Source organism: Type-C symbiont of Plautia stali (assembly GCF_059730935.1).
Genome location: NZ_AP035923.1, coordinates 822,022 through 845,778 on the forward strand (window position 1 = coordinate 822,022; position 23,757 = coordinate 845,778).

Annotated in this window: 8 protein-coding genes; 7 read left to right on the plus strand and 1 reads right to left on the minus strand. The window is 62.1% G+C overall.

Annotation, left to right across the window (positions count from 1 at the left end; genetic code table 11):
- Nucleotides 1–69: 69 nt before the first annotated feature.
- The 5 genes from AC6I7J_RS03805 to speB all read left to right on the plus strand — a co-directional run bounded on the left by AC6I7J_RS03805 (nt 70) and on the right by speB (nt 19,033).
- Nucleotides 70–13,053 carry an Ig-like domain-containing protein gene (locus tag AC6I7J_RS03805; protein WP_498006872.1) on the plus strand — a complete coding sequence of 4,328 codons (12,984 nt, stop codon included), beginning with the start codon at nt 70–72 and terminating at the stop codon, nt 13,051–13,053.
- Between the two features lie 71 nt (nt 13,054–13,124).
- Entirely contained in the window at nt 13,125–14,576 is a 1,452-nt protein-coding gene (locus tag AC6I7J_RS03810; protein ID WP_031279469.1) for a TolC family outer membrane protein, read from the plus strand.
- On the plus strand, nt 14,573–16,756 hold the full coding sequence (locus AC6I7J_RS03815; protein WP_394515902.1) for a type I secretion system permease/ATPase: 2,184 nt from the start codon (nt 14,573–14,575) through the stop codon (nt 16,754–16,756). The genes AC6I7J_RS03810 and AC6I7J_RS03815 overlap by 4 nt, the downstream gene beginning before the upstream one ends.
- Complete coding sequence (locus tag AC6I7J_RS03820; protein ID WP_369974314.1) at nt 16,756–17,979, plus strand: HlyD family type I secretion periplasmic adaptor subunit; 1,224 nt, start codon at nt 16,756–16,758, stop codon at nt 17,977–17,979. Before AC6I7J_RS03815 ends, AC6I7J_RS03820 begins: the two co-directional genes overlap by 1 nt.
- 133 nt (nt 17,980–18,112) lie before the next feature.
- A complete protein-coding gene (gene speB, locus AC6I7J_RS03825) occupies nt 18,113–19,033 on the plus strand; it encodes an agmatinase (RefSeq protein WP_021506644.1) in 921 nt (306 codons plus the stop codon).
- 257 nt (nt 19,034–19,290) lie between these two features.
- On the opposite strand, the gene loiP is transcribed toward speB, so the two are convergent.
- Nucleotides 19,291–20,046 carry a metalloprotease LoiP gene (gene loiP, locus AC6I7J_RS03830; protein WP_021506645.1) on the minus strand — a complete coding sequence of 252 codons (756 nt, stop codon included), beginning with the start codon at nt 20,044–20,046 and terminating at the stop codon, nt 19,291–19,293.
- 273 nt (nt 20,047–20,319) lie between these two features.
- Here loiP and tkt point away from each other — a divergent pair, with 273 nt between their 5' ends.
- Together tkt and epd are read left to right on the plus strand one after the other, a co-directional pair.
- Nucleotides 20,320–22,311, plus strand: coding sequence for a transketolase (tkt, locus tag AC6I7J_RS03835; protein WP_058771542.1), 1,992 nt, complete (start codon nt 20,320–20,322; stop codon nt 22,309–22,311).
- Between the two features lie 398 nt (nt 22,312–22,709).
- Entirely contained in the window at nt 22,710–23,729 is a 1,020-nt protein-coding gene (epd, locus tag AC6I7J_RS03840) for an erythrose-4-phosphate dehydrogenase (RefSeq protein ID WP_136546701.1), read from the plus strand.
- Nucleotides 23,730–23,757: the final 28 nt, after the last annotated feature.

A 23,757-nucleotide genomic window follows, 5' to 3' on the forward strand; every position in this document is an offset into this window, starting at 1 on the left:
CGGTGTCTGGCGATACCGGGCGTTTTTATGGATGCCATTAAGCTTATAACTGCGCGGGATATCGATAAAATGAACAATATCTCTGTAACGCCTAAAGGCGGAACGATTGCTACTGAAGTGAGCGGTAATCAGGTTAATTTGACTGCTCCCAGTGTGGTTAAGCTCAACCTTAATCAGGCTGATATTAAGTCTTTCACACGCAATGGTAGTGATTTAGTGGTCACCACTAAATCCGGTGAAGTCGTTGTTATTCATAAATTCTACGATGCTAACGGCGACAGCGATCTGGTGCTGCAGGACGACAAAGGCGCGCTGTGGTGGGTGGAGGATCCCGGCACAGAAGGCTTCCAGTTTGTCTCTATCGACAGCACGGAAGGGCTGTTAGCGGAAAACGTCACGGGTGACGGCACACTGACCGCCTTTGGTATCGCCGGCGCCGCACTGGCCGGTATCGGTGCGCTGATCGCCGGTAACAACGGCGGTGGCGGCGGCGGTGGTGGGGATAATGGCGGCGGCGACAATGGCGGCGGCGGTGATACCACGGCACCAGCGGCGGTCAGCGATCTGCTGATCACGGATAACGCGGGCAGCGTGCAGGGCGCTATCACGGGCGGCACCAGCACCGATGACAACACGCCTACGCTGAGCGGCACGGCCGAAGCGGGGACCATTGTCAGTATTTACGACGGCACCACGCTGCTGGGTACGGTCACCGTCGGTGCCGATGGCCGCTGGAGTTTCACGACACCCGCTCTGGGTGAAGGGCAGCACAGCCTGACGGTTACCGTCACCGATGCTGCCGGCAACACCAGTCCTGCCACCAGCCCGGTTGATTTCACTGTCGATACGCAGCCACCGGCAGTTGCCACGGACGTGTCCCTGACCAACAACAGCGGCGGCAGCACCACGCCGGTACCAAACGGATCGAGCAGCGATGACAACACGCCGACCCTGAGCGGCCGCGGTGAAGCGGGCGCTGTCGTCAGCGTTTACGATGGTCAGACGCTGCTCGGCACGGCGCTGGTGGGCGCGAACGGCAACTGGAGTTTTACCACGCCAGCGCTGAGCAATGGCAGCCACAGCCTGACCGTGACGCTGACGGACGCTGCCGGCAACGTCAGCGCTGCGTCCTCGCCGTTTGTGGTGACGATTCAGGCGGGCCTGCCCTCAACCAGCAGTTCGCTGCAAATTACCGACGATAGCGATGCCACGCTGCGCACGCTGAGCGATGGCGCCAGTACCAAAGACAGCACGCCGGTGCTGAGCGGCCTGGCGAGCGCTAACGCCGTCATCACGCTGTACAACGGCACCACGCTGCTGGGCAGTACCATTGCCGACGGCAGTGGTCAGTGGCGCTTCACTCCCGCCACGCTGGCAGATGGTACTTACGCGTTCCGCGCGGTTGCCACCGACGCCGCCGGTAACGTCACCACCTCCGTCACCCTGACGGTCACCATTGATACCGTGGCGCCCGGCGCGGCAGGCGATCTGCTGCTGACCGGCGACAGCAATGGCACCGTGACGCCGATTGCCGCCGGCGGCAGCAGCAATGACAACACGCTGGTGCTGAGCGGCACGGCAGAGGCCGGCAGCACCGTTACGGTACGCGATGGCAACGTCGTGCTCGGCACGGCTATCGTCGGCAGTAACGGCAGCTGGAGCTTCACCACGCCAGCGCTCAGCGACGGCAATCACAGCCTGACTACCACGGTAACCGACAGCGCCGGCAATACCGGTCCGGCGTCAGCGGCTATCGTGGTCACCGTCGATACCACCGCACCGGCGGCGATCGGCGATCTGCAGGTGAGCGACAACGTGGGTGCCAGCCAGGGCCCGCTGACGTCGGGCGCTACCACCGATGACAACACACCTACCCTGAGCGGCAGCGGCGAAGCCGGTGCGCTGATCAGCATTTACGACGGCAGCACGCTCCTGGGCAATACCCTTGTCGGGGCCAACGGCAGCTGGAGCTTTACCACGCCAGCGCTCAGCAACGGCAGCCACAGCCTGACCGTTACGCAAACTGATGCGGCGGGCAACGTCAGCAGCGCGACCGCGGAATTTGTGGTCAATGTGGACGCTGCGCTGCCGCCCGCCAGCGCCAGCATTGAGCTGGTGGGCGACAGCGGCAATACCCTCGTCTCACTGCAAAACGGCGCCGTCACCAATGACGACAGCCCGACCCTCGCCGGCCTGACCCGTGCGGGCAGCCTCGTCCGCATCTTTGACGGCGGCGATCTGCTCGGCAGCACCACCGCCGACGGCAATGGGCAGTGGAGCTTTGCCCTGAGCAACCTGAGTGAGGGCGGCCACGCGTTCAGCGCCACCATTACCGACGTTGACGGCAATGTGATTGACACCGTCACCCTGAACATTACGGTTGATACCACGCCACCGGCGGCAGCCAGCGATCTGGCACTGCTGAACGATGCCGGCAGTACCGCACAGCCGGTGACAGGCGGCAGCGCGATCAACGATGCGACACCGCTGCTGAGCGGCACGGCGGAAGCCGGCAGTATTGTCACGATTCGCGATGGCAACACCGTTCTCGGTAGCGTCAGCGTGGGCAGTAACGGTAGCTGGAGCTTCACCACGCCAGCGCTGGGCGAGGGCAATCACAGCCTGAGCACCACGGTGACCGATGCCGCCGGCAACGTCAGCCCGGCATCAACGCCGATCGCCTTTAGCGTTGACACCACCGCGCCTGCCGCCGTCAGCGGCCTGCAGGTGACGGATAACGCGGGCAGCGCCACCGGCGCGCTGGCTTCCGGCCAGACCACCGACGATCGCACACCAACCCTGAGCGGTTCGGCAGAAGCGGGCGCGGTGGTGCGTATCTATGACGGCACCACGCTGCTCGGTAGCGTGACCGCCGCCAGCAACGGCAGCTGGAGCTTTACGCCAGATGCGCTCACCAACGGGCAGCACAGCCTGACCACCACGGTGACTGACGCGGCCGGCAACGTCAGTCCGGCATCGCCGGTGTTCACGGTCAACATTGAGGCGGGCGTGCCGGCCACCAGCAGCCTGCTGATTGTCACCGATGATAACGGCAGCACGCTGGTCGAACTGGCCAATAACGACAGCACCACCGACAGCACGCCGATTCTCAGCGGCCAGGCCGGGGCGGGCGATCTCGTCACCCTGTACAACGGCAGCACGGTTTTGGGCAGCGTGGTCGCGGGCAGCAACGGACAGTGGAGCTTCACGCCAGCAGCGCTGGCCGACGGCACCTACGCATTCCGCGCCAGCGCCGATAACGGCAGCGGCACGGTGACGGATTCGCCGGTGATCACCATCACCATCGACACCGTCGCGCCCGCGGCACCGACAGGCATCCAGCTGACCAACGATGACGGCGATCCGCTGGGCACAGGCAGCACTAACGTCTCTGCGCCAACCCTGAGCGGCAGCGGTGAAGCCGGCGGTGTGGTCATTATCTCTGATGGCGATACGGTGATTGGCAGCACCACGGTGGGCAACGATGGCAACTGGAGCTTCACCACGCCGCCCCTCAGCGATGGCAGCCACAGCCTGACCAGCACCGTGACCGATGCGGCTGGCAACACCGGACCGGCGTCAACACCGGTAACCGTCACCGTCGATACGCAGGCACCGGCGGCGGCAGGCAATCTGCAGCTTAGCAATGGCGACGGCACACCGGTTGCCGCGGGCGGCAGCACCAATGACACCACGCCAACCCTGAGCGGTACCGCTGAACCCGGTAGCACGGTGACCGTCAGCGACGGCGATACGGTGCTGGGCACAGCGACGGCAGGCAGCGACGGCAGTTGGAGCTTCACCCCGACCGATCCGCTGAGCGAAGGGCAGCATAACCTGACGTCCACCGTTACCGACACGGCGGGCAATACCGGGCCGGGCAGTACGGCGGTGATTGTCATCGTCGATACCAGCGCCCCTGCTGTGGCCAGCGAGCTGCTGCTCAGCAACGACCAGAGCGGTACACCGGTGCCGGTCAGCAATGGCCTCACCAATGACACCACGCCGGTGCTCAGTGGCCGCGCGGAACCGGGCAGCACCGTGACCATTTCCGATGGCGATACGGTACTGGGCACCGCCACCGTCGGCAACGACGGCAGCTGGAGCTTCACCGCACCGGTGCTGGCAGCGGGCGACCATAGCCTGACGGCGACGGTGACCGATACCGCTGGCAATACCAGCGAACCCTCGGCCGCCCTCAGCTTTACCATTGATACCACCACGCCAGCCGCGCCGGGCAATGTGCAGCTCAGTGATGATCAGAGCGGCACGCCGGTGCTGATCACCAGCGGTGCCACTAACGACACCACGCCGGTCCTGAGCGGCAGCGGCACCGCCGGCAGCACCATCACCGTCTCGGATGGCAATACCGTGCTGGGCACCACCACGGTCAACGACTACGGCAGCTGGAGCTTCACGCCAGCCACCGCGCTGGGCGAAGGGCCGCACAGCCTGACGGCGACCGAAACCAGTCCGGCTGGCAATACCAGCGCACCTTCTGCTCCGCTGGAGGTGAACATCGATCTCACCGATCCGGCGCCCGCCGCAGACTTGCTGCTGGTTAACGATCAGGGCGCAACGCCGCTGCCGATCGCTGCGGATGGCGTCACTAATGACACCACGCCGCTGTTCAGCGGTAGCGCGGAGCCGGGCAGCCTCGTCGCGATTTACGACAATGGCAGCGTGATTGGCTCGGCGCAGGCCGATGCAAACGGCAACTGGAGCTTCACGCCGGATCCGGCACTGGAGGCGGGCACGCATAGCCTGACCACCGTTGTCACCGACACGGCGGGCAACAGCGGGCCGGTGTCTGATGCGTTTGATTTCACAATCGATCTCACCACGCCGTCTGCCGCCGTTGATGTCGTGCTGAACAACGATAACGGCGAGACGCTGCAGCCGATTAACAGCGGCACCGCGACCAACGACACCACGCCGCAGCTGAGCGGCACCGCCGATGCCGGCAGTACCGTCACCATCCTCGATGGCAACACGGTACTGGGCAGCGTGCTGGTGGGTGCCGGTGGCACATGGACCTATGCGGTACCGACGCTGAGCCAGGGCGAACATAGCCTGACCACCACGGTAACCAGCGCGGCGGGCAACGTTAGCGCACCGTCCGCGGCGATTGATTTTACCGTGGATACCACGGCACCGGCCGAGCCGACCGGCCTGCTGCTGGTGAACGATGAGGTTGATCCGGCCGTACCGGTGGCCTCTGGCGGGGCGACCAACGACACCACACCAGTGTTGAGCGGTAGCGCCGAGCCTGACAGCGTGGTGATCGTGCGCGACAACGGCGTGATCATCGGCTCGGCTACCGCCGGCAATGACGGCAGCTGGCGCTTCACGCCAGATACCGCCCTGGAAGCGGGCAGTCACAGCCTGACGGCCAGCGTCACCGATCCGGCAGGCAACGTCGGGCCGGAGTCCGCGCCGTACACCTTCACCGTTGATCTTACGCCACCGGCAGCGCCAGTGGACGTGGTGCTGAGCAATAACGATGGCAGCACGCTGGTGGCGATTGCCGCCAATGGCGCGACCAACGACACCACGCCGCAGCTCTCCGGCAGCGCCACGGCCGGCAGTATCATCACTGTCTACGATGGCGACAGCACAACGCCGATCGGTTCTGTGACCGTGGGCGCCGATGGCAGCTGGCAGTTTGTTACCGGTACGCTGGACGAGGGCGATCACAGCCTGACGGTAACGGTGACTGATGCGGCGGGTAACGTCAGCGATCCTTCCGCGCCAATTAGCTTTACCGTGGATACCACGGCGCCGGACGCGGTCGTCGATCTGCTGCTGGTGAACAACAATGTCGATCCGGCCACGCCAATCACTTCAGGCAGCAACACCAATGACAGCACGCCGCTGCTCAGCGGAACGGCGGAGCCGAACAGCACCATCATCGTCTATGACGGGCAGACGCCGATTGGCACGGCGACGGCAGATAACGATGGCGCATGGAGCTTCTCACCTGAACTGACCGATGGCTCGCACAGCCTCAGCGTGACGGTCACCGACGTCGCCGGCAATGTCAGTGCACCGAGCGCCAGCGTGGCGATCACCGTCGATACCGTAGCACCATCGGCGGTCACCCAGTTGAGCGTCGCCAGCGACAATGGCAACGGCGATCCGGTCACCATCCCGAACGGCGGCTTAACCAGTGACAACACGCCGGTGCTGAGCGGCAGCGGCGATCCGGGCAGCCTGATTGTGATTACCTCGCAGAACGGTCCGGTGGGCAGCGTCACTGTCGGCAGCAGCGGCAGCTGGAGCTTCACGCCGGCCAGTGCGCTGAGTGACGGCAGCTACACCTTAACCGTTGTGGCGCGCGACGCGGCGGGCAACGTCAGCGCGCCGGTCACGGCACAGCTGGTGATTGATGCCACCGCCCCGGATCAGGTGACGGAAATCAGTCTCTCCAATGACAACGGCAGTGCGCTGGTAGATATTCCGTCGGGATCGACCACCAGCGATACCACGCCGTTGCTGGCGGGCGTTGCTGAGCCGGGCAGCACGGTGAACATTCTGGATAATGGCGCGCCGATTGGTACGGCGATTGCGGGCAGTGACGGCGCGTGGAGTTTCAACGTGCCAACCCTCACCAACGCGGCGCACAGCCTGACGGTGACGGTCACCGATGCGGCCGGTAACACCGGGCCGGCGTCGGCACCGATTACCTTTACCGTGGATAACCAGGCTCCGGCCCAGGCCACGCTGGAAGTGAATAACGACAACGGTACCGATCTGGTACTGGTACCCGATGGCACCTTTACCAATGACAACACGCCACGCCTGAGCGGTACGGCGGAGGCTGACAGCCTGGTGACCATTTACGATGGTAATGTGGTGCTGGGTTCGACCACCGCCAATGCGGACGGCGAATGGGTGTTCCTGTCGCCCGTGCTCACCGATGGTCAGCACACCCTGACGGCCACGGTGACGGACAGCCTCGGCAACGTCAGTGCGCCGTCTTCCAGCTTCACCGTTCAGGTTGATGCTACGCCGCCGCAGCCGGTCAGCGCCGTGCTGCTGCAGAATGACAACGATCCGGATAATCCAGTCACCATCGCCAACGGTGGCGCCACCAACGACAACACGCCGCTGCTGAGCGGCAGCGGTGAGGCGGGTGGCCTCGTCAACGTGTACAACGGCAACGTGCTGGTGGGGTCGGCGACGGTGGACAGCGAAGGCAACTGGAGCCTGAACACCTTGCCGCTGGATAACGGCAGCTACACGCTGACGGTCGTCGTCAGTGACAACGCGGGTAACGTCAGCGACCCGGTGAGCATTGGCGTGACGGTTAATACCGTCGGGCCAGATCCGGTGCTGTCGTTTGAGGTCAACGCCAATAACGGTCCGACCGCTCTGCCGCTGGTGGATGGCAGCTTTACCAACGACACCACGCCGGTACTGAGCGGAACGGCGCAGGCCGGTGCCATCATCAATCTGCTGCAGGATGATACGGTGATTGGCTCGGTGGTCGCCGATGCCAATGGCGCATGGCGCTTTGAAACCAGCGCGCTGCAGGATGGCAGCTACGCTTTCTCGGTGCAGGTGGTGGATGCCGCTGGCAACGTCAGCGAGCCGGTTGGGCCGGTGAATATCACCGTCGATACGCTGGTGCCAGACGCGGTTCCAGACCTGGTGGTTGCCGATAACGTGGGCGGCACGACGGGCCCGCTGGACAACGGCGCGTCAACCGATGACAACACGCCAACCCTGAGCGGCACGGCAGAAGCCGGCAGCACGGTGAACATCTACGATGGCACCACGCTGCTGGGCACTGCGCTGGCCGGCTCTGGCGGTGCCTGGAGCTTTACGACCGCGGCGCTCAACAACGGACCTCACAGCTTCACCGTGACCGTCACCGATGCGGCGGGCAACGTCAGTACGGCAACGCCTGCGTTCAGCCTTGACGTGCAGGCCGATCTGCCGCCAGCCACCTCGACGCTGCAAATCACTGACGACACGGGCACGACGCTGGTGACGCTGGCAGACGGCGCGGTAACCCGCGACACCACGCCAACGCTCAGCGGCTCTGCCGAAGCCGGTCAGCTGATTCGTATTTATGACGCTAATACGGATGTGGTAATCACCAGCGTTACGGCGGATGCTAACGGCCAGTGGAGCTATACGCCGACGCTGGCTGAAGGCAGCTACGCCTACTACATCACCGCGCAAAACCCTGGCGGTGATGAGGGGACGCGATCGGCTACCCTCGGCTTCACCGTGGATACCACCGCGCCGGCGGTGGCCGCTGATGTGGTGATCAGCAACGATCGCAGCGGCACGGCGGTGCCGATTAGCGACGGCAGCGTCATCAATGACAACACGCCGGTACTCAGCGGCAGCGCCGATGCGGGCAGCCTGGTCACGGTGTACGATGGCAACACCGCTATCGCGTCGGTGGTGGTGGGCGCAGGGGGAAGCTGGACGCTGACCACGCCTGCATTGAGCGAAGGGACGCACGCGCTGAGCGTGGGCGTCAGCGATGCGGCGGGGAACAGCAGTGCTCTCACCGCGGCGCTTAACTTCACTGTGGACAGCATCGCACCGAACGCTTCGACGCTGGTCATCACCAACGATGATACCGCGCAGCCGGTGCTCAACGGCGGCTACAGCAGCGATGCCACGCCAACCCTGAGCGGCGTAGCGGAAGCGGGCAGCACGGTCACCATCCTCAACAATGGTGATGTGCTGACCACGCTGACCGTGCCGTCCGGCGGCAACTGGAGCTACACGCCAGCGACAGCGCTGAGTGAAGGATCGCACACCCTGAGCGTTTCGGTGACCGATGCGGCGGGCAACGTCAGCACCAGCACCAGCGCGACGGTGATCGTTGATACCCTGGCGCCGGACGATCTGACGCTGACGGCCAGCAACAACAACGGCAGCACGCCGGTGACGATTGCTGACGGCGGTACCACTAATGACAACACGCCGCTGTTACGCGGTGTGGCAGAAGCGGGCAGCGTGGTGACCATTCGCCTCGATGGCGATGTGGTGGCCTCGCTGACGGTCGGCAGCAGCGGTAACTGGAGTTACACCTCTGCGGCACTGAGCGACGGCAGCCATACCTTCAGCGTCACGGAAACGGACGCGGCGGGTAACACCGGCGAGGCGCTCAGCGTGACGCTGATCGTTGATGCGACGCCACCGCTGGTGGCTACCAACCTGACCATCACTAACGATGTTACCGGCGTCAGCATACCGGCTGGCGGCGCGACTAACGACACTACGCCAACGCTGAGCGGCAGCGCCGAGGCCAACACCACGGTTAGCGTTTATGACGGCAACACGCTGCTCGGCACAGCGCTCGTGAACGGCAGCGGCGCATGGAGCCTTGTCTCACCGACGCTGGGTAACGGCGCGCATGCGCTGAGCGTGGCGGTCACCGATGCGGCGGGCAATACCGGCCCGCGCACCACGCCGGTAACTATCACCGTCGATACCGTTGCGCCGGGCGCGGCCACGCTGGTGGTCACCAACGACGTCAGCGGCAGCGTCATCCCGAATGGCGGCGTCACCAGCGATACCACGCCGGTGCTGAGCGGCCGGGCGGAGGCGGGCAGCATCGTCACCGTGCTGGATGGCACCACGCTGGTCGGTTCCGCGCTGGTGGGCAGTGACGGTAACTGGACGCTGACGCCAGCCACGGCGCTGAGCGAAACGCTCCATACGCTCAACGTCACGGTCACCGATGCGGCCGGTAACGTCAGTGCCACCACCAGCGCCACGCTGGTGATCGACACCACGCCGCCGGTGGCTATCACCGGGCTGGCAGCGGTAAACAACAACGGCAGCACGCCGGTGGCGATTGCGGCGGGTGGCGTCACTAATGACAGCACGCCACGCCTGAGCGGCACGGCGGAAGCCAACAGCATTGTGACCATCCGCGATGGTGATACGGTGCTGGGTTCGGTAACCGCCGCCAGCAACGGCAGCTGGAGCTTCGTCACTGGCATCCTGTCTGACGGTTTACACACCTTCAGCGTGACGGCCACCGATGCGGCAGGCAATACCGGTCCCGCAGCGTCCCTTGCGCTGACCGTCGACACCGCGCCGCCGCTGGCGGCAACCGGGCTGACGCTGACCAACGACGTCACCGGTGTGGCTATCGTCAATAACGGAGTCACCAACGACAGCACGCCGACGCTGCAGGGCACGGCGGAAGCGAACGCGATTGTCACGGTTTACGATGGCAACACGCTGCTCGGAACGGTGCAGGCTAACGCCAGCGGCAGCTGGAGCTTCGTCTCGCCGACGCTGAGTAATGCCGCCCATGCGCTGAGCGTGACGGTGACCGACAGCGCGGGCAACGTCAGTCCCCGTTCTGAGGTGATTAACCTCACCGTGGATACGGTGGCGCCAGCGAACACCAGTCTCACCATTATTAATGATGCTACCGGTGCCACCATCGTCAACGGTGGTGCGACCAACGACACCACGCCAACGCTGCGCGGCAGCGTCAGCGCAGCGGAGGCCGGGGCACGCGTCACCATTCTGGACAACGGTCTGGCACTGGGCACGGCGATTGTGCAGGCGGACGGCAGCTGGAGCTTCACGCCACTGGCAGCGCTGAGCGTCGGGCCGCACCCGATCACGGTGACGGTAACGGATGCCGCAGGTAACGTCAGCGGTACCACCGCGGCCACGGTGATCATCGATACCACGGCACCGGCGGCCATCACCAATCTGCTGGCGCTCAACAACAACGGCAGCACGGCGGTGACCATTCCGAATAATGGCGTCACCAACGACAGCACGCCGCTGCTGAGCGGCAATGGCGAGGCGGGCGCGCGCATCACGGTGTACGACGGCACCACATTTCTGGGCACCACCACGGTGGGCAGCAACGGCAGCTGGAGCTTCGTGGTAGGTAACGCGCTGAGCAACGGCAGCCACACGCTGAACGTGACGCAGACCGACCCGGCGGGCAACGTCAGCCCGCAGGTGTCGACCACGCTGATCGTCGACACCGTGGTGCCGGTCGCCAGTACGCTGACCATCATTGATGACATCAGCGGTACGCCGGTGACGCTGGCGAACGGCGCCTTTACGCGCGATACCACGCCAACGCTGCGCGGCACCACGGAAGCGGGTGCCGTGGTCACCATCTACGACGGTACCAGCGCCATTGGTTCTGTGACCGCGGGGAGTGATGGCAGCTGGAGCTTCACCACCGCCACGCTGGCGAACGGCGCGCACACGCTGAGCACCACGGTGACCGATGCGGCGGGTAACGTCAGCACCGGCAACATCACGGCGACGGTGAACGTCGATACCCTGCCTCCGACGGCGGTAAGCGGGCTGGCGATCAACAGCGCCGGTACCCTTGTCACCGGTAGCGGTGAAGTGGGGGCGACGGTAACGGTGCGCGATGCCAGCGGCAACGCGCTCGGTACCACCACGGTCGGCAGCGGCGGCAACTGGTCGGTGACGCTCACCACCGCGCAGATCACCGGTGCGCCGCTCTCGGTGATCCAGACGGATCGCGCCGGCAACGTCTCGCCGGGGGCCTCGCTGACCGGTGCGATTCGCATCGTGGCGACCAACGACAGCAATGAGGTGGATTACACCAGCACGCAGGCAACGGTGAACAACGGTACGGTCAACTCGTCGCACACCGCGCTGCTGACCGTGGGGCTGGGTACGGTGCTCAATGCCAGCGTACTGAACAACGGTAATGCTTACCTGTTCAGCGTGGGTAACGATGACAGCCGTACCGTGACGCTCAACGGTTCGGTGACCAGTCTCGGCGTGGCCGCCAACTATTCGTTAAACCTGTACGAACAGCAGGCGAACGGCTCGTGGCAGTTGATCAGTATCAAGACCAACTACATCAGCGCGCTGCTGACGATCGGTACGCTGAAAGGGGCAAACGTCACCTACACCGGACTGGGGACCGGCAACTATGCGGTGGTGGTCGCAGCCACCACCAACATTAGCGTGTTGCCAACCACCACGGTAAGCACGGTGTCGGATTTCACCACGCTGGCGGTCACCACCGCCGCGACGGTCACCGGTAACCTGCTGACCAACGACACCAGCTCGATCGCCGGGACGATTCCGTCCGGCACGGCGGTGGCGTCGGTGGGCAGCAGCGCGGTGGCGTCCAGCGGCAATACGGTGATCAACACCACCTACGGTACGCTGACCATTGATGCGAAGGGTAACTACACCTACACGCTTAAGGCCGGGCTGGATATCGATACCCTGCCATCCGCAGACACCTTCACCTACTCGGTGCGGGATGCCAGCGGTGCAGTGACCTCGGCGACGCTGACGGTGACGCTGCATAACGGTGCGGCCACCGCGCTGTTCGCCACCACCAGTCTGGCGGCGGAAACCACCACCAGCAGCGAGCATGATGCCAGCGGCAGCATCTGGGGAGACAGCAATGTCAGCCACAGCGGCACGCTGAGCATCCTCAATGAGCACGGCGATCTCACCACCGTGAGCAGCGTGGGCAGCACGGCGGTGGCCGGGGACTTTGGTGTGCTGACCATCGCCGCCAACGGTAGCTATACCTATACCCTGAACGCGGATGTGAATATCCAGAACATCACGCATAAGGAGGTGTTTACCTACACCCTGGCGTCGTCCGACGGCACCATCACCAGCAACACCTTTACCATTGAGCTTCACCCGACCATCACGGGCAGCGCCGCGGCTGACAGCCTCACCAGCAGCGCCTACGACGACACCATTACCAGCGGTGCCGGCGCAGATACGCTGGTTTACCACCTGCTGAGCAGCGCAGATGCCACCGGCGGCAACGGTCACGACACCTGGACCGACTTTAACGTCGCGCAGGGTGACAAGATCGACGTCAGCAGTCTGCTGATCGGCTGGAATGATTCCACCAGTAATATCAATGACTTTGTGAAAGTGGATCATACCGCGGACGGCAATACGGTGTTGTCGATTGACCGTGACGGCAGCGGCACGGGGTACAGCAGTACGCAGCTGATTACCCTGGAAGGCGTAAACGTCTCACTGGAGGAGTTGCTGCAGCAACCGCATCAAAACCACACGGCTTAGTGGGTGTAACGCAGGGAAGCATAACGGGCACAGGGAGGTGCCCCTTTCTCTCTTTTACTGGTGAACAATCGATGGATCTGATGCAATCAGGCGCAACAACTCGCCGTACCTGTAAGCTCAGCGCCCTGTGTGCTGGCATTGTGTTTTTTCACAGTTCTCATCTTATGGCTGCCAGTGATGCCGTGACGCAGGCGGGGCGCATAACCTCAGCCGGTCTGGCGCAGCAGCAGGATCTTCCCTCCTTAACCGGTCAGGTGGCCGAACCCGCGCTGGCTAACGTGCCGGATACCTTAACCCTTAACCAGGCAGTACAGCGTGCCATCCAGTGGCATCCGGACATCGCGCAGGCAATTGGCAAAATGCTGGAGCAGGCCAGCCAGGTCGATGTGGCGCAGGCCAAATACTATCCGCAAATCAGCGCCGGCATGAACAACGGCTACAGCAACGCCTACAGCGAGAAAGGCTTCAGCCCGTCATTTGTGCTGTCGGTATCGCAGATGCTGTATGACTTCGGCAAAGTCAGCAGTTCGGTGCGCTCCGCCGAAGCCGGGGTGGCGCAGGAGCAGGCCAGCGTGCTGGTGAGTATTGATACCGTCGCGCACGACACCGCCGCCGCGCTGGTGCAGGTGCAGGGCTATCAGCAACTGGTGAAGATCGCCCAGGATCAGCTGACGGCGTTGAGTAAGATTGGCGATCTGGCGCGTCAGCGCAATGAAGAGGGGGCAGCATCGCTCTCGGACGCCACGCAGACCGACGCGCGTATCGAAGGCGCGCGCACCACGCTGACCCAGTATCAGGCCAGCCTCAACCGCTGGCGTGCCACGCTGGCCAGCTATCTCGGCTGGCCACTGGTGAAGAAGGTCAGCGATGCGTTTCCGCCCAGCCTGACGCGCGCCTGCGCGGTGGGCAAAGCTGACGACAAATCCAATCCGGCGGTGCTGGCGGCGTGGGCGCAGGCGCGGCAGGCGCAGGCTAAACTAGATAACGCCAACGCGCAGAATTTACCCACCATTTCGCTGGAACCGCAGGTCACGCATTACCTCAACAATCACTACTCCGGCAGCGAAACGCTCGACCGCACCCAGTATTCCGCGTTCGTCAAAGTTGAGATGCCGCTGTATCAGGGCGGCGGCATTACCGCGGCGCGCGATGCGGCGGCCAGCGCGCTGCAGGCGGCCAATGCGGCGGTGAACTCGGCGCGCCTCAAAGCGCAGCAGCAGCTCAGCGAATCGCAAACCGAAGCGCTGAGCCTGTCGCAGAGCCTGGCGATCATGTCGCGTCAGCAGACGCTGGGCGAGAAGACGCAGCAGCTGTATCAGGATCAGTATCTGCAGCTCGGCACCCGTCCGCTGCTGGACGTGCTCAACGCCGAACAGGAAGTGTTTCAGACGCGCTTCGCCATGCAGCAAACCATCAGTCAGTTACGTTCACTGCAGCTCGACTGCTTATACAGCACCGGGCAGATGCGGTCAGCGTTTGCGCTGAATAACCAGCGCATCCAGTCCGTGGAGATCCAGCCATGACGCAATTACAGATTCCGGACGCCCCCAATGGCAATCCCGCCAGCGCCGCCGGTGGCGAGGTGCCGCTACACGGCTGGGCCACCGCCATTATTCTCATCGCGACCCATTATCGCCTGCCGTGCTCGCCGGGCATGATCATGGCTGCCAGCGAATGGCAGGGCAAACAGTCACGTGATAAAGCACTGCGCCATCTGGCGCGTCAGGCCGGGCTGTCGCTGCAGCTGTATGAAGAGCATCAGTGGGAGATCAGCAGCTGGCGCTTGCCGCTGGCGGTGGAACTGAGCGACGGCCAGGTTGGCGTCATCACCAGCTTTGATGGCGATGACACGGTGCGCGTGCACCTGGCCGGCGATGAACAACCGGCGCCGATCGCGCTGAACACGCTGCTGCCGCAGATCCGCTACGCCGCGGCGCTGCGCCCGGTGACGGCCGCCAAAGATAGCCGTGTCGATCGCTATCTCGCCACGGTCAGACCCGACTGGCTGCGCCGTCTGGTGCTGCACGACATGCGTCCTTACGGCTACGTGATGCTGGGATCGTTCCTGATCAACCTGCTGGCGCTGGTCGGCATCATCTTCTCGATGCAGGTGTACGATCGGGTGATCCCGGCGCAGTCGTACCCCACGCTGTACGTGCTATATATCGGGGTGATCCTCTCGGTGGTGTTCACCTATATTCTGCGCGTCGGTCGCGATCACGTCACCGATCTGCTCGGCAAGCGCGCCGATATGCGCGTCTCCGACCGCGTGTTCGGCCACGCGCTGCGGCTGCGTAACAGCGCGGTACCGCGATCGACCGGCACCTTTATCTCGCAGCTGCGCGAGCTGGAAGCGGTGCGCGAAATGGTGACGTCGACCACGGTGACGGCGATCGTCGATATGCCGTTCTTCCTGCTGTTTATGCTGGTGATGGCGATCATCGCGCCGCAGCTGGCGTGGATCGCGCCGGTGGCGGTGCTGCTGATGATCCTGCCCGGCGTGCTGAGCCAGAAAAAACTGGCAAAGCTGGCGCAGCAAAACCTGAAAGAGTCGACGCTGCGCAACGCGGTGCTGGTGGAGAGCGTGCAGGGGCTGGAAGATATCAAGCTAATGCAGGCGGAGGATCGCTTTCTGCAGCAGTGGAACAGCTATATCCGCATCACCGCGCAGTCGGGCGTCGAGATGCGCAAAGTGATGCATGCGCTGATCAGCTGGGGCGTCACCATTCAGGGACTGGTGTACGCCAGCGTGATCGTGGTCGGGGCGCCGATGGTGATCAACGGCGATATCACCACCGGGGCGATTGTCGCCGCGTCGCTGCTGTCTTCGCGCATGATTGCGCCAATGGCGACGCTGTGTGGCGTGCTGGCGCGCTGGCAGCAGGTGAAAGCGGCGAAGAGCAGCCTCGATGCGCTGATGAATCTGCCGGTGGAGAACAGTAAAGACGAAACGCGCATTCACTGTCCAGTGCTGTTTGGCCACTACCAGTTCACCGATGCCATGTTCCGCTACTACAGCGATTCGCTGACGGTGGCACTGCGCATCAAGACGCTGACCATCAAGCCGGGTGAGCGTATCGCCGTGCTGGGGCGCAACGGCTCTGGCAAATCCACGCTGCTGCAGGCGATGGCCGGCGGCATGGATCTGGTGGGCGGCGAGCTGCGGCTGGACAACCTCAGCCTGCCGCATATTGATGTCGCGGACGTGCGGCGCAACGTCGGGCTGCTGACGCAGAACGCGCGGCTGTTCCACGGTACGCTGCGGGAAAACCTCACCATGGGCGCGGCGCACGCCACCGACGAGGCGATTTTTGCCGCGCTGACGGTCAGTGGCGGGGCCGATTTCATTCGCCGTCTGCCGCTCGGGCTCGATCATCCGATAATGGAGGGCGGCGTCGGGCTGTCCGGCGGTCAGCGCCAGTCGCTGCTGCTGGCGCGCATGTTGCTGCGCGATCCTAATATCGTGCTGCTGGATGAGCCGACCGCTTCGCTCGACGATCATACCGAGAAGGATTTTATTGAGCGGCTGGGTGCCTGGCTGAATGGCCGCACGCTGATCGTGGCGACGCACCGCGCGGCAATTCTGTCGCTGGTGGATCGCATACTGGTGCTGAAAGAGGGGCAGCTGGTAATAGACAGCCCGAAAGAGAACGCGCTGCCGGCACCGCGCGCCAGCGGAGCGGCGGGGGAGGGACAGGCATGATGAAACAATTGCCGGCAAAACTGCGGCTGGTGACCGCCGCGGAAGTGGATTCGTCCGACGATCTGCTCGGCGAACTGAAATCGGAAAGCCACTATACCGGCGCAGTGCGGCTGATCGTCATCAGCACCGCGCTGATCGTGGTGGCGCTGGTGTGGGCGTGGTTTGGCATGCTGGATGAGGTCTCAACCGGCACCGGGAAGGTGATCCCCAGTTCGCGCGAGCAGGTGCTGCAGTCGCTGGAGGGCGGCATTCTCACGGAACTGTATGTGCATGAGGGCGATCGCGTGCAGGCCGGGCAGATCGTGGCGAAACTGGATGCCACGCGCTCGCAGTCCAGCGTCGGCGAGAGCGCGGCGCGCTACCGGGCCGCGCTGGCAGCGGCCTCGCGCCTGCGTGCGGAAGTGAACGATGATCCGCTCACGTTTCCCGCCGAGCTGAAGGGCTACCCGGATCTTATCGCGGCGGAAACCCGGCTGTATAACACCAAACGCGCCCAGCTCAATGATGCCACCCGGCAGTTTAAGGAGTCGCTGGCGCTGGCTAATCGCGAACTGGCGATCACCCAACGGCTGGCGAAAACCGGTGCCGCCAGCAGCGTGGAAGTGCTGCGCTTACAGCGCGATAAGTCCGACCTTGAGCTGAAACTTACCGATATGCGCTCGCAGTATTATGTGCAGGCGCGCGAAGAGCTGGCGAAGGCCAGCGCCGAAGCCGACAGCCTGGCGCAGGTGATTAAAGGACGCGAAGATACCGTCACGCGTCTGACCATTCGCGCGCCGATGCGCGGCATCGTGAAAAACATCAAAGTCTCGACGGTGGGCGGGGTGATTCCGCCCAACGGTGAGCTGATGAACATCGTACCGATGAACGATCGGCTGCTGATAGAAGCACGCCTGTCGCCGCGCGATATTGCTTTTATCCATCCGGGCCAGCGCGCGGTGGTAAAAATCTCCGCTTACGATTACGCCATCTACGGCGGCCTCAACGGCGTGGTGGAAAGCATTTCGCCGGATACCATCCAGGACGAAGTCAAACCGGAGATTTACTACTACCGCGTATTTATTCGTACTGATAACGACTATGTGCAGAATAAGGCTGGCCGGCGCTTTGCCATCAGCCCGGGCATGGTATCTACCGTGGATATCAAAACCGGCGAGAAGAGCATCATGGATTATCTGGTCAAACCGTTTAACAAGGCCAAAGAGGCGATGCGCGAGCGCTAATTGCGATGCGCGGCAATCTCGGCGATAATCACGCCCATCAATCCCTTCCTCGTCGGGCCTAACGACGCGGAGGGGATTTTTTTCATCTATACCTTAACTGGCTAACCGATTTAAGGATTTAAGAGGACTCGTTATGTACAACACGCTGGGCAATCAGTACGACAACTCCCTGGTTTCAAACGCCTTCGGTTTCATGCGTTTTCCGCTGAACTTCCAGCCTTACGACAGCGACGCCGAGTGGGTGATTACCGGCGTGCCGTTTGATGCCGCGACGTCAGGCCGGCCGGGCAGCCGTTTAGGGCCGGGGGCGATCCGTCAGATCTCCACTAATCTTGCGTGGGAAGGCTGCCGCTGGCCGTGGGATTTCGATCTGCGTCAGCGCCTCAACGTGGTGGACTGCGGCGATCTGGTGTACGCCTTCGGTGATTCACAGGATCTGTCCGACAAGCTGCAGGCGCACGCGGAAAAGCTGCTGGCGAACGGCAAGCGCATGCTGACTTTTGGCGGTGATCACTATGTCACGCTGCCGCTGCTGCGCGCGCACGCCAAACACTTCGGCAAGATGGCGCTGGTGCACTTCGATGCGCATACCGATACCTACTCCAACGGCCCGACTTTTGACCACGGCACTATGTTCTACACTGCGCCGCAGGAAGGGCTGATCGATCCGCAGCATTCGGTGCAGATTGGTATCCGTACCGAGTTCGATAAGAGCCTGGGCTTCAACGTGCTGGACGCCGCGCAGGTTAATGACCGCAGCGTGGACGATATTCTGGCCGAAGTGAAGCGCACCGTGGGCGATTTGCCGGTGTACCTGACGTTTGATATCGACTGCCTCGATCCGGCCCATGCGCCAGGCACCGGTACGCCAGTGATTGGCGGCCTGACCAGCGATAAAGCCACCAAGCTGATTCGCGGCCTGCAGGGCATGAACATTGTGGGGATGGATCTGGTGGAAGTGGCACCGGGCTACGATCACGCCGACCTGACCTCACTGGCCGCTGCGACGCTGGCGCTGGATATGCTGCACGTGCAGGCGGCGAATAAAGGTTAAGCGGCAGTGCGGACGGCTGCCCTCACCCTGACCCTCTCCCCCAGGAGAGGGAACCGATCGAGCGGGCGGTGAGAACAGCACGGACTGCGCCCTCTCCCGCATGCGGGAGAGGGAAGCGATCGAGCGGGCGGTGAGAACAGCACGAACTGCGCCCTCTCCCCCAGGAGAGGGAACCGATCGAGCGAGCGGTGAGAACAGCACGGACTGCTCCCTCTCCCGCGTGCGGGAGAGGGCTGGGGTGAGGGGAAGATCGGCAACTACTTACCATCCGCCGCGATGCGGTCGCGAATATGCTGCGCGCGCGACTCAGAATCCGGATGCGAGTCAAACATTGAGCTCTGGCGGCCCTGATCCAGCTTCGCCAGCTTCTCGAAGCTGGTCGCCAGACCAAGCGGATTAATGCCGCGCTTCTTCAGCAGATCGTACGAATAGTCATCCGCCTGCGACTCCTGGGTCTGTGAGAACTGCGCGTTAACCAGTTTCTCGCCCATCTCGCCCAGTTGTGACTGCGATAGCGAACCAATCACGCCGCCCACCGACGCCGCAGCGTTGCGTGCCGCCGTGGTCGCGAAAGCCACCTGCATTGCTTTGCGCGTGTGGCCGAGCGCGACGTGGCCCATTTCATGGCCGAGCACGCCTTCCACTTCGTTGTCGCTCATCATATCCATCAGACCGCTATAAACGCGGATACAGCCATTGGCCATCGCCCAGGCGTTGACGTCTTTGGTCAGATACACCTTGTAGTTGGCCGGTACACCGTTGATGTTATCGCCCAGCGCGGCGGCGATTTTGTTCAGCCGCTGCTGATAGCTGCTGTTGGCCGGTGCCAGCTGGTTCTCTTTATCCATCTGGGCACATGACTGATCGCTCAGCTCTTTAACCTGGGCATCATTCAGCGAGTAAGCCTGAAACGCCTGCGCGCCAGACTGCAACAGTGCGTTATTATCCATTCCTTCGCAGCCGCTCAGCAGCGAAACCATTCCCAGCGCGACAACCATGGCGCGAATTTTCATATCAGCATCCTTTGAGTAACAAGTAGAGAAAACAAACACCTGAAAAACCACGCAGGTGTTTAAATGCATTGGTTATAGCGTGCCAGGGGCGGATTGGCTAGCAGACAGGACCCGAAATGCAACCCTGAACCGCAGATTTAGCATCCTGATACATGTACTTTTGCCCCGATTTTCATGTACATTGATGTGCGACTTTTTTCTCGCTTCGCCTTATAACTCATTAATTACAATCAGTTAAGCGTGGCGGAGCATTAATCCGACCTGGAGTAGAAGATGCCCTCTCGTAAAGAGCTTGCCAACGCCATTCGCGCGTTAAGTATGGATGCAGTACAGAAAGCGAAATCGGGACATCCGGGTGCCCCAATGGGCATGGCCGATATCGCTGAAGTGCTGTGGCGTGATTTCCTGAACCACAATCCAACTAACCCGCTGTGGGCAGATCGCGACCGTTTCGTGCTGTCCAACGGCCACGGCTCGATGCTGATTTACAGCCTGCTGCACCTCACCGGCTATGACCTGCCGATGAGCGAGCTGCAGAACTTCCGTCAGCTGCACTCTAAAACCCCAGGCCACCCGGAATACGGCTACACCGCAGGCGTGGAAACCACTACCGGCCCACTGGGTCAGGGCATCGCGAACGCCGTGGGCTTCGCCATTGCTGAGCGCACGCTGGCGGCGCAGTTCAACCGTCCGGGCCATGACATCGTAGACCATCACACTTACGTGTTCATGGGCGACGGCTGCATGATGGAAGGCATCTCGCACGAAGTGTGCTCCATCGCCGGTACCCTGAAACTCGGCAAGCTGGTGGCGTTCTATGACGACAACGGCATCTCTATCGACGGTCACGTGGATGGCTGGTTCACCGACGACACCGCCAAACGCTTCGAAGCGTACGGCTGGCACGTGGTGCGTGGCGTAGACGGTCACGACGCCGACGCGATCAAAAAAGCGGTAGAAGAAGCCAAAGCGGTCACCGACAAGCCATCGCTGCTGATGTGCAAAACCATCATCGGTTTCGGTTCCCCGAACAAAGCCGGTACGCACGATTCGCACGGTGCCCCGCTGGGTGACGACGAAATCGCACTGACCCGTAAACAGCTGGGCTGGAACTACGCCCCATTTGAAATTCCTTCTGATATCTACGCACAGTGGGATGCCAAAGAAGCCGGCCAGGCGAAAGAGAAAGCCTGGGACGAGAAGTTTGCTGCTTACGCCGCTGCGCATCCGGAACTGGCCACAGAGTTCAAACGCCGCGTGAACAACGAGCTGCCTGCTAACTGGCAGGCGGAATCGCAGAAGTTCATCGAGCAGCTGCAGGCTAATCCGGCAAAAATCGCCAGCCGTAAAGCGTCGCAGAATGCCATCGAAGCTTTCGGTAAGCTGCTGCCGGAATATCTGGGCGGCTCGGCTGACCTGGCGCCAAGCAACCTGACCATGTGGTCCGGCTCGAAGCCGATCAATGAAGATGCCGCAGGCAACTACATTCATTACGGCGTGCGTGAGTTTGGTATGACTGCCATCGCCAACGGTATTGCGCTGCACGGTGGCTTCCTGCCGTACACCGCAACCTTCCTGATGTTCGTCGAGTACGCGCGTAACGCGGCACGTATGGCGGCGCTGATGAAAATCCGTCAGGTGATGGTTTATACCCACGACTCTATCGGTCTGGGTGAAGATGGCCCGACGCACCAGCCGGTTGAGCAGATGGCCAGCCTGCGCACCACCCCGAACATGAGCCTGTGGCGTCCATGTGACCAGGTGGAATCTGCGGTGGCGTGGAAATACGCTATCGAGCGCGTTGACGGTCCATCAGCCCTGATCTTCTCGCGTCAGAACCTGGCGCAGCAGGATCGTAGCGCTGAGCAGCTGGCTAACGTGGCGCGCGGTGGTTACGTGCTGAAAGATTGCGACGGCACGCCGGAGCTGATTCTGATTGCGACCGGTTCTGAAGTTGAGCTGGCAGTCGGCGCTTACGAGCAGCTGAGCGCGGAAGGTCGTAAGGTGCGCGTTGTGTCCATGCCGTCTACCGATGCGTTTGATAAGCAGGATGCAGCTTATCGTGAGTCTGTGCTGCCGAAAGCAGTTGGCGCACGCGTTGCTATCGAAGCCGGTATTGCGGATTACTGGTTCAAATACACCGGCCTGCACGGTGCCATCGTTGGCATGACCACCTTCGGTGAGTCAGCGCCAGCTGAGAAGCTGTTCGAAGAGTTCGGCTTCACCGTGGCTAACGTGGTGAAAACCGCGAAATCGATTCTGTAATTTCGCGTAACCCATCGCGCCGCTGCGTGTTGTAGCGGCGCGATTCATCGCGCAGTTCTGCTGCCATCCTCAGGCTTAACTACGCGCAATAAATTGCGCCGCGCCACCCATGAGCAGATCGGCGGGCCTGTTATCACCTCAACCTGAAACGGTTCAATTATTCCTGCAGTAATAATCGCCATTGCCTGAATTTGTGACGCAGATCCAATAATCAGCAGCACAGTTGATCGCAATCATTCCTGTTATTCCTTCCATGCTTTATTCTCGCTGAACCGTTTCAGTTGCAGCCGTGTGCTCTCCGTCAGCAACCGTAACCGGGCAAGAATTCCCTGTACAAAACGCAGCGAAACGCTCAAGGTATTTGGCACGTTTTTTCAGGTGTGGCTGCAGGAAGTGAGATGACCATTCGTATCGCAATAAATGGTTTTGGTCGTATCGGGCGCAACGTGTTGCGTGCGCTGTATGAAACCGGTCGCCGGGCGGAAATCACCGTAGTGGCGATTAACGAACTGGCGGAAGCGGCTGGCATGGCGCATCTGCTTAAGTACGACACCAGCCACGGCCGCTTTGCCTTTGAGGTACGCCAGGAGCGCGATCAGCTGTGGGTTGGCGAAGATACCATCCGTATCCTGCATCAGGCTGAGATTGCCGCGCTGCCGTGGCGCGAGCTGAATGTCGATATCGTGCTGGACTGCACCGGCGTGTACGGCAGCCGCAACGATGGTGAAGCGCATCTGCAGGCTGGCGCGAAGAAAGTGTTGTTCTCGCATCCCGGCGGCAACGATTTGGATGCCACCGTAGTGTTCGGCGTTAACGAACAGGCTCTTAAACAAACTGACCGCATTGTCTCCAACGCATCCTGCACCACCAACTGCATTATTCCGGTGATCAAGCTGCTGGATGACGCCTTTGGCATTGAGTCGGGCACCGTAACCACCATTCACTCGGCGATGCACGATCAGCAGGTGATTGACGCGTATCACAGCGACCTGCGCCGTACCCGTGCCGCCAGTCAGTCGATCATTCCGGTCGATACGCGTCTTGCCGCTGGCATTACCCGTATTTTTCCGAAATTTAACGATCGCTTCGAGGCTATCGCGGTGCGCGTGCCGACGATCAACGTGACCGCCATTGATCTGAGCGTTTCGGTGCGCCAGGCGGTGAAGGCGTGTGAGGTCAACGCGTTGCTGCAAAACGCGTCAGAGGGGGCATTTCGTGGTATAGTTGACTATACGGAATTACCGTTAGTCTCAGTAGATTTTAACCACGATCCGCACAGTGCCATAGTGGACGGCACGCAAACGCGGGTCAGCGGTCACCACCTGATCAAAACCCTGGTCTGGTGTGACAACGAATGGGGCTTTGCTAACCGCATGATCGACACCACGTTAGCAATGGCCGCAAGCGGTTTCAGGTAAGACGCGGACTGCGTCTGGCAAAACTTAT

What these genes read in the sequence shown, in the direction of transcription:
- tkt (WP_058771542.1), top strand. Translation starts at nt 20,320, where the DNA reads ATGCCCTCTCGTAAAGAGCTTGCCAACGCCATTCGCGCGTTAAGTATG.
- epd (WP_136546701.1), top strand. Translation starts at nt 22,710, where the DNA reads ATGACCATTCGTATCGCAATAAATGGTTTTGGTCGTATCGGGCGCAAC.
- AC6I7J_RS03815 (WP_394515902.1), top strand. Translation starts at nt 14,573, where the DNA reads ATGACGCAATTACAGATTCCGGACGCCCCCAATGGCAATCCCGCCAGC.
- AC6I7J_RS03820 (WP_369974314.1), top strand. Translation starts at nt 16,756, where the DNA reads ATGAAACAATTGCCGGCAAAACTGCGGCTGGTGACCGCCGCGGAAGTG.
- AC6I7J_RS03805 (WP_498006872.1), top strand. Translation starts at nt 70, where the DNA reads ATGAACAATATCTCTGTAACGCCTAAAGGCGGAACGATTGCTACTGAA.
- AC6I7J_RS03810 (WP_031279469.1), top strand. Translation starts at nt 13,125, where the DNA reads ATGGATCTGATGCAATCAGGCGCAACAACTCGCCGTACCTGTAAGCTC.
- speB (WP_021506644.1), top strand. Translation starts at nt 18,113, where the DNA reads ATGTACAACACGCTGGGCAATCAGTACGACAACTCCCTGGTTTCAAAC.
- loiP (WP_021506645.1), bottom strand. Translation starts at nt 20,046, where the DNA reads ATGAAAATTCGCGCCATGGTTGTCGCGCTGGGAATGGTTTCGCTGCTG.